Genomic DNA, 17,819 nt, shown 5'->3' with positions numbered 1-17,819 from the left:
AATACGTAAGATTACGATTTTTTTCTTCGGTGGAATAGGATTAGTAGATCATTGGCTTAAGGTCACCCTTTCGATACTTTATTATTTATAAACGTAACATAAATTTCTTGATAAGGCAATGAAAGGATAACTCAGAAGAACCCGACTCGTCCTTCGGCCACATTTTTTAACCAGTCCTGCTTACGGCTCTTATCGAGCTCGCCTCGCATACCTTTGATAATCAGTTCAATATCGGCTTTTCCCTGCTCATGCCACTCCAGCGCAGTGCTGACATACAGTTCTCCGAGCTGTGCCAGCGAAAACCCGTCAGTCATGGCTGCCGCCTTCTGTGTACCTGTTTCCCCTGCAAAAACAAGGAAGTTGCGCAGCTTGAGATACGCCAGTCGCAGCGCTTCGTCAGGCAAACTGATTTCATAAGCCCGGTCGAAACGCCCTGCCCGGTTCATCAGACCTGGGTCGATTTTTTCGGGATAATTGGTCGTTCCGATCAGGAAGATGCCCTCCTTGGATGTAGCACCGTCGAGGGTATTCAGGAAAAAAGAACGCACCTCCTGAGGCATGGAATCAATGTCCTCAATAACCAGTACCATCGGAGCCAGGCGAGTAGCCGCCTCGAACACCTCTTTGACCGATTCACTGGTTGTATACTCCGTAATTTGCCAGTAGGCTGCCGGACCCGGTACACTGCTGGCAATTGATTTTACAAGTGTTGTTTTACCGTTGCCCGGATGGCCGTATAGCAGAATACCACGCTTGTAAGGAATGTTATAAGTCTGATAGAAGGTACGATCCGCTTCAAAAAACTGATCGAGTGATCGGAAAATATCCCGTTTTATTTCCGCTTTCAAAATCACGTCATCCCGCGTAATTGCGCGGGTTATCGGCTCTGCCTGCCGAGAAAGTCCACGGCTTGTGTCGGTAAAAACGGTGACACGCTTCATATTCTGCTTACGTTCACGACCGCGTACTCCCGCGAGGAAGCCTTGCAGCTCTTGGTCGCCTATCGCAAATACGTAATCTTCATTGTACACGCCATTCTCACGGAAAAAGGGAACTCGCGCCAGCGCGATGCCCCACTTGGGATAGGCGAATACATTATTACGCATCGACAGATGCACGCCATATTCAGGAGTCGGCCCGTCATCGTCATACTGGATGGTGCGTTCCTCCAGACGATCGAAGACCCGTGCTACATGCTCCAGATCGGGACTGCCTGCACGAATGTCCTCCTCCAGTAAATCCCAATACTCAATATTGGGATCATCGCTGGCATACAGCACGTATTTTACGCCGTAGCGGTTATAGAGTGCTTCACTGATACCGTCGATCAGACGGGCATAAGCGGCATAACCGGTAATGCGCCCATCTGTACGTTCATCAAATTCGTAAATAGCTGGGATGTCTATACTCAAATTATTTGGCTCCTTTCAGGGCGGCTAGCGGCTTGCATTTGGCTACAACTGCTGCGAGTCCTGCCCCGGTGACACTTTCGATAATATCATCTACATTTTTGTAGGCTTGCGGAGATTCGTCGATAATGCTTTCCAGTGATGCCTGATTGACCACAATTTCGTCGTCTGTCCCTACACCCAGGGCCCCTGCAAAATCGTCCACACTGACGAGTCGTTTGGTCGCAGAACGCGAACGAATACGGCCTGCTCCATGACAAATGGAGTGGAAGTTATCCTGACCGCCCGGTAAACCTACCATAATATAAGAGGCTGTCCCCATAGAGCCGGGGATCAGGGCCGGATGCCCTGTCGCCTGATAAGGCCGCGGATTGTCAGGGTGTCCTGCTGGAAGAGCACGCGTAGCACCTTTACGATGCACAAACACGCTGCCGTGATCCGGATGGGATTCCTCCCAAGCATAATTGTGCATTAGATCGTACAAAGTACGCAACTCGCACTTTGTACCAAAGACATCGCGGAAGGCTTCACGCACCGAGTATGCGATGAGATGTCGGTTCACCACGGCATAATTCAGCGCCGAATACATCATATCGACATAATGTGCAGCCTCGGGATGGTCCAGCGGTGCGAATACCAGTCTCGGGTCAGAGGTGCCGAGTCCGAGACGGCTCATCGTCTTGGCAATAGCAGATGAACTGGCCTGGCTGACTGCTCCACCCCAAGCCCGCGATCCAGAATGAATCATCACAGCCACCTGACCGTCGAACATACCCCATGCTTCAGCTGTTTCGCGGTTTTCCTCAGCGATTTCAATCGCCTGAATTTCGACGAAATGATTGCCTCCACCCAGTGTGCCGAGCTGTCGGTGAGCCCGATGCCATGTACGGTCTTCGACAAGATTCAGCACCTCCTCGTCAAAGGAGAACTTACTGTGCTCTACATGGGTGAGTGAGGTGGATTTCTTAGGAGTGTAGCTGTCCGGAATATATTTGTTGGGTAAGCCGTGCAGACCCTTGCGTACAATATGCTCCAGTCGGATATCCGAATAATGCCCGCGCTGGTGGACTTCCATGGGCAAGTATTTGTCGATGGTTTTGACCAGCTTACGGCGCAGCTTGGTTTCCTTCAAAGCATCCTTGTGCAGATTGGTCAGGTGTACGCGCATGCCACAGCCAATATCGCTGCCGACGATGGAGGGAGATACATAGCCGTCCTCCATTCCCCATACAGCAGTCGTACCGATGCAGGTTCCGACGCCTACATGTACATCTGGTGTGTATCCCATATAGCGGATACCAGGAATTTGTAAATTGTTATTAGCCATCTCGAACACCTTGTAATCCAGTGAGGAGAAAAGTTGCTGAGAAGCATATACGGTTAGATCACCTGCCGGAAGCTTCATCAGATGGCTGTATGGTCCTTCATGCAAGGACGAGTTGGTTGTATGTTGTATATTCATATAAATGGGTAGTTCCCTTCTTCATGTAAATTCATAAATACTTGCATAAAAAGATTTAAAAAACAAAAAAAACCGCAGACTTGTCGTCTACGGCTTCCTGCACCGAAAGTGTCATTACATTTTATGATCAACTCATAAATACGTAAAATAACCTGTTCTTCCAATAGCATAAAAAAATAAAAAAGCCTGGCTAATCACGCCGTCAGACAGCGTGATATCACCCATCATGTCGCCCGAACGGGGCCGATGAGACGAAAACACAAATATGTGATTGTATCATGCTGCCTGTCTGTCGTTATCATATAAAGCTCGGTCATGTCTGTCGGCCCCCTTTTCTTAAAGTTAATTGCTATGTTAATGGAAACCTGTGGAAGCTGTCAACCCCTGAAAGATAGAAGTGTGGGAGAATGTGACTTTACTCATGGTGAAGTGTGAGTAACATCATAGTTCAATTGGCCTAAAGCTGTTATTGTACTGAATATTCAAATATTCAGATATTGTTGATCGTTTATAGGACAATTCTGTGAGGGGGACGGAGCAGGCATGGAAGGAGATCTCCAGAAATTTAAGGCCGACTTTTTCAAAGCATTGGCTCACCCTCTGCGCATCCGCATTTTGGAGGTGCTGAGTGAAGGGGAACGGAATGTGAACGAGCTGCAGACTGCGCTCGGTTCCGAAGGTTCTGCCGTATCGCAGCAATTGGCCGTTTTACGGGCCAAAAATTTGGTGAACAGCTTCAAGGAAGGTACATCGGTTGTATATTCACTACGTGATCCGCTTTTGACGGAGCTGCTTGCGGTGGCGCGGCGGATTTTTGACAATCATTTGGTCGAAGCTATCTCGTTGCTGGAAGGTATACGTAACGAGAAGTAATGCTATTACAGAAAAGAAGGGTTATAGGAATGAAGTGGATAGGAAGGTTCGAAGGCTATAACGCAGGGGCTTTGCGAAAGGATCTAATTTCCGGAAGTATTGTAGCGATTGTGGCGATTCCGCTCGGTATGGCGTTTGCCATTGCATCAGGAGTAAAGCCGGAATATGGGCTGTATACGACCATTGTTGCGGGAATTTTGGTTTCGCTGCTGGGAGGGTCCAAATTCCAGATCGGAGGACCTACAGGTGCATTTATTCCGATTTTGCTGGCTATTGTCATGCAATACGGTTATGAGAACCTACTCATAGCCGGTTTTATGGCGGGCATTATGCTCATTTTAATGGGTGTGCTAAGGCTGGGGGCACTGATTAAGTTTATTCCCAAGCCAGTAACAATTGGCTTTACGGCCGGAATTGCCGTGACGATATTCAGCGGTCAGATTGCTAACTTTCTCGGCTTGCGCGGGGTAGAGCGGCATGAAACTTTTCTGCCTTCCATGGCAGAGCTCATCCATCGACTTCCTTCACTGAATGTATATAGTATCCTGACGGCTTGTATCTGTCTTGCCGCGCTTATTTTGGTGCCAAAAAAATGGCCCAAGATACCCGGCTCACTGGTTGGCCTACTCTTATCAACGCTGGTGGCAGCTTTACTTTTTCCAGGGCAGGTGGCTACCATTGGATCTGCGTATGGCGCAATTCCAGCATCTTTACCTGAGCTACATATTCCTGTGATGACGTGGGATTTGATCGTGAAACTCTTGCCGCCAGCACTTGTTATTGCAATGCTGGGAGCTATTGAATCTCTGCTTTCAGCGGTGGTAGCTGACGGTATGACGGGAGCTCGGCATAACAGCAATCGTGAACTGGTTGGACAAGGGATTGCTAATTTGCTGACACCGCTGTTCGGCGGTATTCCTGCGACAGGTGCAATTGCCCGCACTGCCACAAATATCCGTAACGGTGCTGTTTCTCCTATGTCAGGCATCGTACATGGGTTCGTGGTGCTCCTCATTCTGGTGCTTTTTGCACCTTATGCATCTAATATTCCGTTGGCCAGTATGGCTCCGGTGCTGATGGTAGTAGCGTGGAATATGAGTGAGCGCAAGCATTTTGCGCACATTCTCAAAACGCGGACAGCGGATTCTATCGTACTGGTTGTCACCTTTTTGCTGACGGTATTTACGACGCTGACAACGGCTGTGGAGGTGGGTTTAATTCTGGCGGTTGTATTGTTTGTTAAACGTATGAGCAATACACTTTCAGTAGACAAGGTACTTCCTGATCCTTCTGTAAAACATGAAAAAGTAGGCGCGCATATGGTCACAGATCAGCATGATTGTCCACAGGTGGCTATTTATAATGTGGAAGGCCCTCTATTTTTCGGTGCAGCTTCGGTATTGGAAAACTCAGGTGTGGGAGGTCAGACTGACCACCTACAAGGGATTTTGTTGTTGCGTATGGGAAAGGTTCCTTTTATGGATATGACGGGAGAAGGTAACTTTACCGCATTAATTCAGAAATACCGGAAGTCTGGCGGGACGGTGCTTGTTTCCGGACTCCAGCCTCAACCGCTGGCATTACTACAGAAGACCGGATGCTACGACATGATTGGACAAAAGCATTTTTTCGAACATACAGGAGAGGCCCTTACGGCTGCCCTTGCGCTGGTGAATCAGGATCAATGCTGTGGATGCAGGCAAATGGCTTTTCGGGAATGTACAAGTCTGTGCCGCAGAACGCAGCAAACCAAATCTTCCTTTCCAGATGGAGCCGTATCGGTTCCCATACCTGTAAATAGCGGCAGATAACACTCTTTAAATTTGTTGCTGAATGCCGAAAAATCTCTTCTAATCTCCGAAACCAAGTGCACAATGAAGACTTGCATTTGCTTCGAAAATGGAAGAGATTTTTCTCTTCTTAAAGAAAAAAAGGAATAAAATTCAAAAAAATGCTTGAATATCTGATTTTATGACACTATACTAGATTCAAAAGATACCATATGTTTCATTCTTTTGTTTTAAATTGTATTTTAATACTTGCTTATCAACCTCCTCGATCACTTCTAGTTTCTTACCCTACCTTTTTCTTCATTTTTTTCACTTACTATTTTCAAACTTGTCCACCTGTTCCTACCCGATGCTCGTTCTTTGCGGTCTGCACCAAGGGTTATTCACCTCAGAATGATGACCTATGGATTTCACCCCAGCGAAATCTATATTTTTTAAAGGAGGTGAGTACCAGAGGCTATTTTGTGAGCTTTTGACGTAGCTACTCGGAGGCTGTCCTTGAGAATTAAAAAACCAAGTAAAGGGAGATGGAAAGTATTGATTAAGTCGAAAAATATCAAAAAGACGCTGTCGGTCAGTTTTACCGCTCTTCTTGCTTTTTCTCTAATTTCTCCGGTATATGGAGATTCCAGCACAACCACCTCAGCAGGAGGATCAACCATTTCCGCCAAGGTTTCAGCCAAGCTGAACCAACAATTCAGTTCCAGTGAGTATGTCACCTATCTGGTTAAATTGAAGGATCAGGTGGATACGGAGTCAGTTGCCAAGCATGCTTTCCAAAAGGCCTCTGCAGAGCAAATTTCACCGGCTGCTGCTAAGCTTTCTGTACGTACAACGGTTGTGAACTCTCTCATGGATACAGCAGAAAAAACGCAACAATCCGTGGAAGAATACTTAAAGAAGGAAGTCAATAACGGAAACGTCAAAAAATACAAGAGTTACTTTATCGTGAACGCATTTGCGGTAACCAGCACCAAAGAGGTCATGGATAATCTCGCCACACTTCCTGAGATCGACAAAATTTTACCGGATGAAAAGCGGGAACTGCAAAAGGTAGAAATAGATAAGGATGCCCAGCCCGTAGTTGAGGAATCTACAGCTGACCAAGCGGTTGCAGATCAAGCCGCTGTAGATACGGCTGTGACGGAAGAGAATGCGCAAAAATCGGTGGAAGAATCCGTGTATAAGGATGCGGTAACGCCAAGCCGTGTCGAGTGGAATATTTCTAAAATCAAAGCACCACAGGTTTGGGCCAAAGGCATTGACGGCAAAGGCATTGTTGTCGCCAATCTGGATACAGGCGTTGAATATACTCACCCGGCACTGAAAAGAAAATGGCGTGGTCTGAACGCTTCCGGCCAGGTCGTTAATCCAGAACTGAGCTGGTATGATGCGGTTAATGGAGCATCGCTGCCAACTGATTCAAATGGACATGGTACACATACGATGGGGACGAGCGTTGGCTCGGACAGCAACGGTACGAATGAAATCGGTGTTGCTCCCGGCGCCAAATGGATTGCGGTTCGAGTATTCAATCCAGATACCACCGACTCCATCTTACTGGACGGTGGACAGTGGATTCTTGCTCCTGTAGATAAAAACGGTAAAAAGCACCCTGAGCTTGCACCGGATGTGGTGAATAACTCTTGGGGCGGTGGACCTGGCCTGGATGAATGGTATCGTCCAGTCACCAAGGCGTGGAGAGCGGCTCAGATTTTCCCTGAGTTCTCCGCCGGCAACACAACACTGTCCAATCCGGGCGGACCTGGGTCTGTAGCCAATCCGGCGAATCTACCGGAAGCTTATGCGACAGGAGCCACGGACGTAAACAACAAGCTGGCCAGCTTCTCGCTGCGCGGTCCTTCTCCTTATGGCGAAGTGAAGCCTGAAATTTCGGCTCCTGGTGTAAACATCCGTTCTTCTGTACCGGGCGGAGTGTATGAGGGGGGATGGAACGGTACTTCTATGGCAGGCCCGCATACTGCTGGATTAGCGGCATTACTGCTTCAGGCCAAGCCATCTTTGACTGTGGATCAACTGGAGGATGTTATTTCAAAAACAGCGACGCCGCTGACAGATAGCCAGTATCGGACTTCACCGAACAATGGTTACGGATATGGTCTGATCGACGCGCTTGCTGCGGTGAACTCCGTACTTAAGTGAGGATTTTGCAAAAATCCTATAAGCGACTTCCAATGAACAAGATATAGAGCGAAAGATAGGATTAAGAAAGACCCCCGAAAATCCCTTTGAGCGGCTCGTACAGAGATTGCATACACCTATTAACCGTGTAATGCACTATTACGTAGCCGCAAAAAGGGGTTTTCGTACATAAAAGAATATAAAAGTCATAGAATTTCAAGAAAAATGCAAAAAAATGACTTGTATATCTGTTTTGATAACTTTATACTATTCCATAATATATGATTATATATCAATTTTTAATATAAAATGTAATGATATAACATGTTTTTCTTCGAAGTTCTCCTGCTTTTTCTCCTTGGTTTCTACTGAATTTCATCGCTTCCTATTGGGATTGTAAACTCACCTATGAAGTACCACCACCTATGAACAGCCAAATATTTTTGTGCCTCTATATTCTATGAAGGAGGTGGTCGCCAACCACATCGTGTTGCGCAACCCGTGTGTTTGATGTGTAAGGTATGAGGTCTTACTCTGTACAGGTTATTCCAGAAACATTAAACCCAGTAAAAGGAGTGGAGAAGTAATTGATTAAACCTAAACGATTCAAGAAACCACTATCTATCGGACTATCTTTGCTAATGGCCTTTTCCTTTGTTCAACCCGCTTTGGCGAATAACACACCAGATGGCTCCAAGCTGGAGCTGAAATCCGCCTCGCACAAGGTCACGACCGCGAAGGTATCCCCGAAACTGACCAAACAGTTTGAGGAGAATAACTATGTTACCTATCTGGTCAAATTAAAAGAACAGGTAGACACCAACAAGGTTTCCAAAAATGCTCTTCAAAAGGCCTCACTTGAGAAAATAACACCTTCCGCCGCCAAAATGGCTGCACGCAGCCATGTGATCAGTTCTCTGCGTGAAACGGCTTCAAGAACCCAATATGGGCTTGAAAATTATTTGGATAAGCAATCAGAGAGCGGCGGAGTGAAGGAATATAAAAGCTTTTTTATTGTCAATGCATTGGCTGTAACAAGCACCAAGGAGGTGCTGGATCATATTTCGCAGCTGCCTGAGGTCGATAAAGTCTTGCCGAATGAAACGCGTTATCTGCAAAAGGTGACGGTTGACAAGCAAGCAGAGGGAGCAAATGCCAAAACGGCTGAAACAGCTAAAACAGTGACAGCAGCCGCGGCGAAGTCTACGACGGTAGAGAAGGCTGTAGAGCTGGAGAAGGACGATGGCAAAACATCGGCTAAGCCTGGCAATGCAGGTAAGAACGCTGTAGACCCATCTACGGTGGAATGGAACATATCCCATATTAACGCACCACAAGTGTGGGAAAAGGGAATTGACGGAACCGGAATCGTGGTTGCCAATCTGGATACAGGTGTAGATTATACACATCCGGCCCTTCATCGCAAATGGCGGGGGCTGGACGCGGCAGGCAATGTCGTGAATCCCGAGCTGAGCTGGTACGATCCGCATAGTCATGCGACGCTTCCGGTCGATCAGGAAGACGATTCCCATGGTACACATACGATGGGCACGATGGTCGGCTCTGAGGAAAATGGAACGAACCGAGTTGGCGTTGCACCTGGTGCGAAGTGGATTGCGGTTCGGATTTTTAATCCGGAAACGACGGATGCGATTATACTGGATGGCGGTCAATGGCTGCTTGCGCCAAAAGATGCCCAAGGGAATCTTCATCCCGAGCTTGCTCCAGATGTAGTGAACAACTCGTGGGGAGGCGGACCGGGTCTTGATGAATGGTTCCGGCCTGTGGTTCAGGCATGGCGGGATGCTCAAATCTTCCCCGAATTCTCCGCAGGTAATACCTCTCTTTCCAATCCGGGCGGACCTGCCTCGGTAGCCAATCCGGCAAACTATCCGGAATCCTTCGCTACTGGAGCCACGGATAGCAATGATAATCTGGCCAGCTTCTCCTTGTTAGGACCATCACCCTATGGTGAGGTGAAGCCCGAAGTTTCCGCGCCGGGTGTAAATATCCGGTCATCTGTGGCTGGTGGCGGCTATAAAGGCGGGTATAACGGTACTTCCATGGCGGGACCTCATGTTGCGGCCCTTGCAGCTCTGTTGCTGCAAGCGAATCATTCTCTTACCGTAGACCAGCTTGAGGAAATTTTGATGAACACAGCTACACCGCGCACGGACAGCACATATCCTACTTCGCCAAACAATGGCTACGGACATGGTGTCATTAATGCGCTGGATGCAGTCGGTTCGGTCATGCAAGGTCTGGGCTCCGTGTCTGGTAAAGTTGTAACGGGTGGCGACGATCTGGAAGCACCTGTTCTCGAGCATACACCGCCCGCAGCGGCATTCGAGGGTATTGATATACCTCTGACTGCTCATGTAACGGATGATGTCGGCGTGACGGCCGTTGAGGCATTTGCCAAAACAGCAGGTACGTCAAACTATGTATATATTCCGTTGGAACGGACCTCCGGCGACAGCAAAGATGGTACATATCAAGCGTCCATCCCGACTTTTTTGGTGGACAGCGCTGGTCTGGAATACTATATTCGTGTAAATGATTACGGTAATAACGGATTTGAAACTGAAGTATACAAGGTTAAAATCTCCAAAGGCGTAAAACCAGGCTACACACAAGACTTTGAAAAAGACATTGCCGGTATTAATATCGGTGGACAGGGCAGTGTTTGGAAATGGGGAACTCCGACAAGCGGCCCTAAAAGCACACATTCGGGTACAAAGGTCATCGCGACTAATCTCGAAGGCCAATATCAGGCCAACTCCAACAGTTATTTTATGGCCCCTCCGATTGATCTGACCGAGAGCTCAAAAGGGGCGCTGGTCAGCTTCAAGCATTGGTACGATCTTGAAAACAATTCTGATTTCGGCAAAGTGTACGTAGCAACCACAAACAATCAGAATGCGTTTGAGCAGGTATTATCGTTTACTGGCACCAGCAATGGCTGGAAAACACAATATCTTGATTTGCGGGCATTCGCGGGTCAAAAAGTATACCTCCTGTTCAACTTTACTAGTGACAATACGGTTGTGAAAGATGGCTGGTATATTGACGATCTGTCGATTCAGGAGCCAGACACCGTTGCACCTGCTGCGCCGAGCAATTTGACTGCTGAAGCAGATACTGTGGGCAACGTCACACTGGCCTGGAATGCTTCCTCCGATGATGATGTGAAGCAGTACAAGGTGTATCGTTCTACCCAATCAGGCAAAAATTATACTTCCATCGGTACAACCTCAGCACTGACACTCACAGATACCATCACGGTCGGTGGAGCGACCTATCATTATGCAGTGGCGGCTGAGGATTATAGTGGCAATGAAGGAATCAAGTCGAATGAGGCTTCTCTGAGAGTAGACGTGCCGGATACGCTGTATAGCGATCATTTTGACGGCAGCTCGGATAATGGCTGGACTCATTCCGGTACCAAGGATGAGTGGGAACGTGGCATTCCGAAGGAAGTAGGACCAGAAAGCGCAGTGTCCAGACCAAATGTGTGGGCAACCGATCTTGATAGCAATTATGAGAACGGAGCTGAATTTTCGCTGGTTTCTCCAAAAATTAATTTACAGGCTGTACGCAATGCAACACTGACCTTCAATCACTGGTTTGAAATTGAGGCCGGCTATGATTACGGTTATGTGGAAGTGTCCAAAAACAATGGCGACACGTGGAGCGAGCTGGGCAAGTTCTCTCACAATACGAATGGGAAAAAGTGGACTCCGGTTTATTACAATCTGGATAGCTACACCGGCAATGAGATCCAAATTCGCTTCCGTTTGAAATCGGATAACAGTGTGAACAAGAACGGCTGGTACATTGACGATTTCCGTGTGTTGGGCATTCCAGCTGCGACAGTGACCAAGGACATTGTACCTGAGTCGAATACCAAGCTGGAAAAAGCGGAAGAACAATTCCCACTGTACAAAATTACAAGCACTGAAAAGAGTGAATTCCAGGAGAAAGTGAAGCCGGCAGAAACAACGGTGGAGAGTGGACGTGTCGGGCTCGACAGTCTTCCAGCCAGCGCTACGGTTACGGTATTGGAAACCGGACGTTCGGTGAAAACGGATCCGACCACGGGCAAATACAGCTTCACCCATGTAGCAGGCGACTATACGCTGAAGGCTGAAGCCTATGGTTATGTGCCTCAAACGAAAGCAGTCACGATTGAGAATAACAAAGTCATTAGAGCAAACTTTAGCCTTCAGGCCATACCTCACGGTACGATTCACGGGGTCATTACCGACAAGCAATCCGGTGAACCGATCCAAAAAGCGAAAGTGTTGGTGCTGGAGGATGCACGTATTGCTCCGGTAGAGACGAATGAGGCTGGAGAATTTACGCTGGACGTGCTGGAAGGAACATACACATTGTCCATTTCAGCTGAGAATTATTATAGCGACAGTGTATCCGTTATTGCTCCTCCGAATGGTAGCGTGGAAGCGAATGTCACGTTGAAACCTTTCATCGGGTTCCAGGGAGGCATCGCCTACGATGACGGGACAGGAGAAAATGCCAGAGCCTTTAACGCGGCAGGCAATTCATGGGCAGTCAGAATGACGCCTGAGTCGGAAGTGGCTCAAGTGACAGGAGCATCGCTTTTGTTCTGGAACTCTGCCTTCCCGAATCCGGGAGGAACGGCATTCCAATATTCTGTCTATGACGCCTCCGGTGCGGCAGGAGCGCCTGGACGATTATTGGCTGGTCCATTCGACGGGACTGCCGTGCGGGACGAGTCACAATGGACGACGGTGCGGCTTCCAGAGCCGGTGACGGTTCAAGGTGACTTCTACATCGTATATACACAGTCTGCTGTAGGCACACAGTCGCCGGGTCTTGCTACAGATGAGAGTGGCCCGAATGCACTTCGCAGCTGGCAAGGTGTAAGCGGCGCATGGAGCCAATCACCTGAGGAGGAAGGGAATTACATGATCCGGGCTATCGTCAGATATCCGGTGAATGCTCCAACGATTACGACTCCTACGAAGGCTACGTATACGCAGGAAGAGTCGATTACCGTAACAGGAACTTCCCCGGCAGAAGGAGCCGATATTCAGCTCTTTAACGGTAAGGAGCTGGCTGGCACAACGAAAGTGAAGGATCGCCACTTCAGTTTGTCGGTTGATCTTCAACCAGGAGCTAATCCGCTAAGTGTTCAAGCAGCGGTATACGGCAAATTAACGGATCGTTCCGAAACGGTGGTTGTGACACTCGATCAGACTAAACCGGGTCTGATCCTGACTTCACCTGATGAAGGGGCGCGTACAAACGTGGGTGTAGTCAGTGTAGTCGGTACCGTGTATGACGAGTTCCTCACCGAATTGACGATTAATGGTGAGCCCGCTGAATTTGGAAGTGACGGCAGCTTTAACAAGCGGTTGCTTATCAACGAAGGTGAAAATCAAATTACGGTGACGGCCAAGGATCTTGCCGAAAACGAAACAAGTGTTACGCGCTCGGTGTATGTCGATACAGCTCTGCCGAAGCTTGAAAACATTAGCCCTGCTGAGGATGTGCGTATCACTCCAGGGCAGCCGGTACGAGTATCCTTTGACAGTGCATCCGGTTTGGAGGCGTCATTCCATGTGGAGCTGCCTTTCAACCTGTCCACTTTGGGCCGCAACGATATTCCATTAAATGAAACTTCGTCAGGCCACTATGAAGGAACTTATTTCACTTCATCTTCTCTGAACCTGGAAGGCGGAGTCATCGTGATCCGGGTAAGGGATGCGGCGGGAAATGAAGTGGAGACGGAGGCACCGGGAAGATTGTATGTAACCAATGGTGGAGGACAGAACCCTGATCCGAATCCACCTACATCCAATGAGAAGCCAGTAGCCATTATTCAGGCTAATGAATCAGCTAAGAAGAACAAAAATGTACAATTTAACGCCAAAGCTTCCCGTGATGTAGACGGTGAGATCGTCAGTTACAGCTGGAATTTTGGCGATGGCAATACGGCGGTCGGTTCCAAGGTGAAGCATAAATTCACCACAGCTGGAACGTATACCGTAGAGCTAACGGTAACGGATAATGACGGCGCAAGTGGTAAGACTGTGCATACGATCACGATCCGTTAGCAGCCAGTAGGAAAGGAAATGCTTCTTTTAGAATAACAATGAAGGCCCACAGCAAGCCACGGTTTATAGAGGCTGCTGTGGGCCATTTTTAAATTGTCGAACCGTTCAAGAAGCGGTACAATGAGTAGAACTCTATAAAGTGAATCGTTTCACAATAATATTTTTTTAGCAGGAGAGGATCCTATTGATTCATTTGCAAAAAGAAAGCGGACGTATCCGTCTAGAGCTGGATGCCTATTTTATGGGGGAAGATATCATTGTACTCATTTCAGGCGGTGATCAGCCTCATTTGGGAACGATTACAGCAGGGGCCAGACTCGAGCCGATTCAAACTGTGCAATTGCAAAATCACAAGGAGTTTTATATTACCGAAGAAATTGCAGTTCGCTTGCGAAAAGAGTTTGCAGGCAATTTTGCCATTTGCTGCGGGGCACATTTAGATCATGCAACCAAGGATGAAATCCGAGTGCTGACAGATATGGCTATACAACTGGGAAAAGAGCTCATTGGAGAACTCAAGCAAGCACGCTAGTAGCATACCTTTTTAAGTGAACTCCCGAAAGAGCAGATTGCGATATGGGTACTTACTAAAGGGATACTTAAATAGCAATGCAAAGCCATCATCCTCAATTTGTACGGATTTCAGCGCAGAGGATGGAATCAAACTACGGATCATTACATGAACTGCACGCTGGTCTTGTCTGTTGATCGCTTTGGCAAAGGCAGAAGCAAAACATGGATTGCGTGCCAATTCGCGATACAGCGGAAAAACGGCTTTTGCAATGGCGCGATGAACTCTCGGCTCAAACGTAAACTGCACAGTCCCCGGTGGAATCGTCGTTCCATTCGTATAATAGAGCATCGGTGGATGAGCTAAAAAGGAAATAAAGTAGCCGATGCCATTCGTGCCTAAGCCTTGTTTGGCGGCAAATGGCGCTACTGAGCAGAGAAGGGATTTCATCCGATCCAAGTTGCCCTGAACGACAGCTCGTGACCATTGAACTGCAAACGCACGGCGAGTTGCAATAGCTTTGTAAAATGGCAGCATGGCAGCGGATATTATCCTAAGTGTGTTTGCATTTAAACGTTTGTGAGGCGAGCCCTTTCTGCGGGATGTTGCACGATATAGCATAGCTCCGACCTCCTTGGCAGGATGCTCTCATGGAGCACAATTGATCTGTAACAGGTACAATACTGTATGCCCGGTTACCTCAAAAAGTGCTAATATCGCTAGGTTTCTTCTTTTTAACGTTCTAATTTAAAAATTCGAAATAAGTACTGTCCTGATTTGTAAGATTGTGGTACCCTAGAACTTATATAATTGCTATTTTTCGTATTGGAGTTGAATTTAACAGATGAGTGATTTGTACAAGGAGCCTCGATCTTCCGATCCTTTTCAGGAGACGAACGATTATAACGCCCCATTTAACCCGCCCCCAGTAGTTCCACCTACGAATAGTAAAGCTGTTGCCTCGATGGTGCTCGGGATTTTATCTGTTGTCATTCCCTATATTGGGTTGATTATCGGAATTGTGGGTATTATTTTGTCCAGTCTTTCCCTGAAGGAAATTAACCGTCATGGCGAGCAAGGCAGAGGTATGGCCATTGCTGGACTGGTATGTAGTATTATCGGTACACTGATTTATACACTAATCATCATTTTTATAGTTATTGTTTTTATTGTAGCGGCCTCCAGTGGCGATCCGGATATTTTTTCAGACATTTAATGAATTGAAGAATGCTTGAGTCAGACAAACCATTCACGATTTGACGATTGGATGCTATGATAAAAGGAGTCCAATGAAGGAGAGTGAAGCCGTATGGCACGTACTCAAACACAAAAAGCGCTGAGCAAGGCAAAACGCGCTGGAATCTATTGCGCGGCACAAAGCCGCAAAACGAATGACCATTATGGCGAGATTTCACAGCACATACGAGTGAAGCCGACCAAGCAAGAACAATTACAAAAGGTCAAGCACAAGAAGCGAATCGTTCAGAGCGACGCTTCTTTTTTTTGTCTTTAGAGAGAACAGCAGTGTCCTTTTAGGCTTGGATTTATAAAGTAGCAGAGAAATGATTGTATACAAGCGAATAGCATTTTTTCTGTACCGAAAAAGGACTTGATAATAATTATCATTATTGTTAGAATATCATAAGAAAGAAGGAACCCGGGCATGGGCTCCTTCATTATAAAACTAGGCTTGAAATCAAAGATTTACTTGGCTTCGAAGGTTTTGCAGTCTGTTTCTTCGGATTTGTGAGTGTCTTCAGGTCTGTTGCTTACGATGTAAATGGAGCTAGCACTACATTTATTCTCTTGGGCCCAGTGCGTACATGAATTGACTTCACACAGAACGTCTTTTGCCATGTTGTACACCTCCTTATATGGATGTGGTGGGCTGAGCAAATATAATCACGGTCAGTCAAGGTAGGACTTGTCCAACTGTGTTTACCCTCTTGTTAGGAAGAGGGACTTTGCTATGCCTACTTGTACAATATCAAATGAATTTTAAAATTGCAATGTTTGCTTCTTTTTGCAGTTCGAAGCGGACACAAGTGTCCCTTTTAATTAAAAAACAAAAGCTGTCCTCCATGCAGAACGAAATGTTTCTCTGCTGGAGAACAGCTTTTTTTGTTTTTCTGACATAATGACGATATGAAAAGACTTAGCGCACGTTAGGAATATTTACGATGGGATCGATGTCAGCATCATAGTCTACGCCCTCAAACTCAAAGCCGAACAGTTGGAAAAATTCGTGACGATATCCTTCAAGATCTGACAATTCGTAGATATTGTTGGTCGTCAGCGCCTCCCATATCTTCTCAACCTCTGCCTGTACGTCTTCGCGCAGTTCCCAATCATCAATACGAATACGTCCTTCTTCATCTACAGGAGTTTCTGGTGCGTACAGACGCTCAGCAAACAGGCGGTAGCTCTGTTCTACGCACCCTTCATGCAGCCCTTTTTCCTTCATTATCTTATATAAAGCAGAAATATACAGAGGAACGACAGGGATAGCGGAGCTAGATTGGGTAACGAGTCCTTTGGTGACTGCGACGAAGGCGCGTCCGCCTGTAACTTTCAGCTGATCATTCAGCTGATGTGCTGTCTCCTCCAAATGATCCTTTGCACTTCCGATACTGCCCTCTCTGTAGATGGCTTGTGTAATATCTGACCCGATGTACGAAAAAGAGAAGGTCGTTGCAGTATCGGCGAGTACACCGCCGGCACGCAAGGCGTCAATCCACAATTTCCAGTCCTCACCGCCCATAACCTCTACAGTTCCTTGCACTTCTTCTTCTGTTGCGGGCTCGAGCGTCACGCTGCTGACTTCCCCGGTGTGGAAGTTAACGGTCTTGTTTGTGTAAGGCTTACCAATAGGTTTGAGCACGGAATTAAACGTTTCGCCTGTGCGGGGATTTGTACGGCGACCTGAAGCGACACTGTAAACCACCAGATCGACTTGTCCCAGTTCTTCGCGAATGGCTTCCACCGTTTTGGCTTTGACCTCATCTGAGAAGGCATCTCCCGTCACGCTTAAGGATTTAAGCCCAGCTTCCTGAGCAGCTTTTTCAAATGCAGCAGAATTGTACCAGCCTGCCGATGCTGTACGTGTGGCGGTAGCATTACTAGGGCGATATACACCAATTGTATTGGCACGCGCACCGAAGGCGGCAGTAATGCGAGAGGCCAACCCATATCCGGCAGATGCCCCGATCACAAGTACATTACGGGGTCCTTGGATAGCAGGACGGGCCTGTACATAGTCAATTTGCTCCTGAACATGTTGGGCACAGCCCACCGGATGAGCAGTGGTGCAGATAAAGCCACGTGTTCTTGGTTTGATAATCATGTTATTGTAATTCCTCTCTTCTTGTAGCGATCTTCACCCTTACTATTTTAACTTTTAACTATTTTTTTTCAAACGTGGATTTTAGTAAGTATCCTTTTTACCCAAAAGTGTATCCTTGCACGGGGTGGCAAGTGCCTAAGTGCCTGCATATGATGCTGTAACGATAAATATGAGAAGGGAGAGAGTTG

General features: G+C 47.3%; 12 protein-coding genes. 7 read left to right on the top strand and 5 right to left on the bottom strand.

Annotated elements, in window-relative coordinates:
• Positions 1-131: 131 nt before the first annotated feature.
• Positions 132-1,412 (bottom strand): AAA family ATPase, encoded by a 1,281-nt coding sequence (locus tag ACM1ND_RS19720; RefSeq protein WP_023989822.1) that lies wholly within the window; start codon positions 1,410-1,412, stop codon positions 132-134.
• 1 nt (position 1,413) lies between these two features.
• Positions 1,414-2,871 (bottom strand): RtcB family protein, encoded by a 1,458-nt coding sequence (locus ACM1ND_RS19715; protein ID WP_071558392.1) that lies wholly within the window; start codon positions 2,869-2,871, stop codon positions 1,414-1,416.
• A gap of 543 nt (positions 2,872-3,414) precedes the next feature.
• Between ACM1ND_RS19715 and ACM1ND_RS19710 the strand changes: the two genes are divergently transcribed.
• The 5 genes from ACM1ND_RS19710 to ACM1ND_RS19690 all read left to right on the top strand — a co-directional run bounded on the left by ACM1ND_RS19710 (position 3,415) and on the right by ACM1ND_RS19690 (position 14,309).
• Positions 3,415-3,744 (top strand): ArsR/SmtB family transcription factor, encoded by a 330-nt coding sequence (locus tag ACM1ND_RS19710; RefSeq protein ID WP_013311437.1) that lies wholly within the window; start codon positions 3,415-3,417, stop codon positions 3,742-3,744.
• Between the two features lie 29 nt (positions 3,745-3,773).
• The gene (locus tag ACM1ND_RS19705) at positions 3,774-5,555 is read left to right on the top strand and encodes a SulP family inorganic anion transporter (RefSeq protein WP_418026508.1); all 1,782 of its coding nucleotides are present in this window, start codon (positions 3,774-3,776) and stop codon (positions 5,553-5,555) included.
• 516 nt (positions 5,556-6,071) lie between these two features.
• Complete coding sequence (locus tag ACM1ND_RS19700; protein ID WP_028542492.1) at positions 6,072-7,697, top strand: S8 family serine peptidase; 1,626 nt, start codon at positions 6,072-6,074, stop codon at positions 7,695-7,697.
• Positions 7,698-8,263: 566 nt separating this feature from the next.
• Entirely contained in the window at positions 8,264-13,777 is a 5,514-nt protein-coding gene (locus tag ACM1ND_RS19695; protein WP_418026507.1) for a S8 family serine peptidase, read from the top strand.
• A 184-nt stretch (positions 13,778-13,961) separates the two neighbouring features.
• A complete protein-coding gene (locus ACM1ND_RS19690) occupies positions 13,962-14,309 on the top strand; it encodes a hypothetical protein (RefSeq protein ID WP_068942071.1) in 348 nt (115 codons plus the stop codon).
• Positions 14,310-14,321: 12 nt separating this feature from the next.
• Here the strand turns inward: ACM1ND_RS19690 and ACM1ND_RS19685 are convergent, their stop codons facing one another.
• A complete protein-coding gene (locus ACM1ND_RS19685; protein ID WP_023989816.1) occupies positions 14,322-14,909 on the bottom strand; it encodes a hypothetical protein in 588 nt (195 codons plus the stop codon).
• 223 nt (positions 14,910-15,132) lie between these two features.
• Between ACM1ND_RS19685 and ACM1ND_RS19680 the strand changes: the two genes are divergently transcribed.
• Together ACM1ND_RS19680 and ACM1ND_RS19675 are read left to right on the top strand one after the other, a co-directional pair.
• Positions 15,133-15,504 (top strand): DUF4190 domain-containing protein, encoded by a 372-nt coding sequence (locus ACM1ND_RS19680; protein ID WP_025720792.1) that lies wholly within the window; start codon positions 15,133-15,135, stop codon positions 15,502-15,504.
• Between the two features lie 93 nt (positions 15,505-15,597).
• A complete protein-coding gene (locus tag ACM1ND_RS19675; RefSeq protein ID WP_028542495.1) occupies positions 15,598-15,801 on the top strand; it encodes a hypothetical protein in 204 nt (67 codons plus the stop codon).
• Positions 15,802-15,992: 191 nt separating this feature from the next.
• On the opposite strand, the gene ACM1ND_RS19670 is transcribed toward ACM1ND_RS19675, so the two are convergent.
• Both ACM1ND_RS19670 and fabV read right to left on the bottom strand, forming a co-directional pair.
• Positions 15,993-16,145, bottom strand: a complete 153-nt coding sequence (locus ACM1ND_RS19670; RefSeq protein WP_023989813.1) for a DUF1540 domain-containing protein — start codon at positions 16,143-16,145, stop codon at positions 15,993-15,995.
• A gap of 298 nt (positions 16,146-16,443) precedes the next feature.
• On the bottom strand, positions 16,444-17,631 hold the full coding sequence (gene fabV, locus ACM1ND_RS19665; protein WP_069080312.1) for an enoyl-ACP reductase FabV: 1,188 nt from the start codon (positions 17,629-17,631) through the stop codon (positions 16,444-16,446).
• Between the last annotated feature and the right edge of the window lie 188 nt (positions 17,632-17,819).

The organism is Paenibacillus sp. JJ1722, assembly GCF_048282685.1.
In the GTDB taxonomy this organism is placed as follows: Bacteria; Bacillota; Bacilli; order Paenibacillales; family Paenibacillaceae; genus Paenibacillus; species Paenibacillus polymyxa_B.
Note: the sequence above shows the minus strand (reverse complement) of the source record. Positions and strands in the feature narration are given on the sequence as shown.

Coding starts and splice junctions, on each gene's coding strand:
- ACM1ND_RS19680 (WP_025720792.1), top strand. CDS start 15,133: ATGAGTGATTTGTACAAGGAGCCTCGATCTTCCGATCCTTTTCAGGAG.
- ACM1ND_RS19675 (WP_028542495.1), top strand. CDS start 15,598: ATGGCACGTACTCAAACACAAAAAGCGCTGAGCAAGGCAAAACGCGCT.
- ACM1ND_RS19715 (WP_071558392.1), bottom strand. CDS start 2,871: ATGAATATACAACATACAACCAACTCGTCCTTGCATGAAGGACCATAC.
- ACM1ND_RS19710 (WP_013311437.1), top strand. CDS start 3,415: ATGGAAGGAGATCTCCAGAAATTTAAGGCCGACTTTTTCAAAGCATTG.
- ACM1ND_RS19705 (WP_418026508.1), top strand. CDS start 3,774: ATGAAGTGGATAGGAAGGTTCGAAGGCTATAACGCAGGGGCTTTGCGA.
- ACM1ND_RS19685 (WP_023989816.1), bottom strand. CDS start 14,909: ATGCTATATCGTGCAACATCCCGCAGAAAGGGCTCGCCTCACAAACGT.
- fabV (WP_069080312.1), bottom strand. CDS start 17,631: ATGATTATCAAACCAAGAACACGTGGCTTTATCTGCACCACTGCTCAT.
- ACM1ND_RS19670 (WP_023989813.1), bottom strand. CDS start 16,145: ATGGCAAAAGACGTTCTGTGTGAAGTCAATTCATGTACGCACTGGGCC.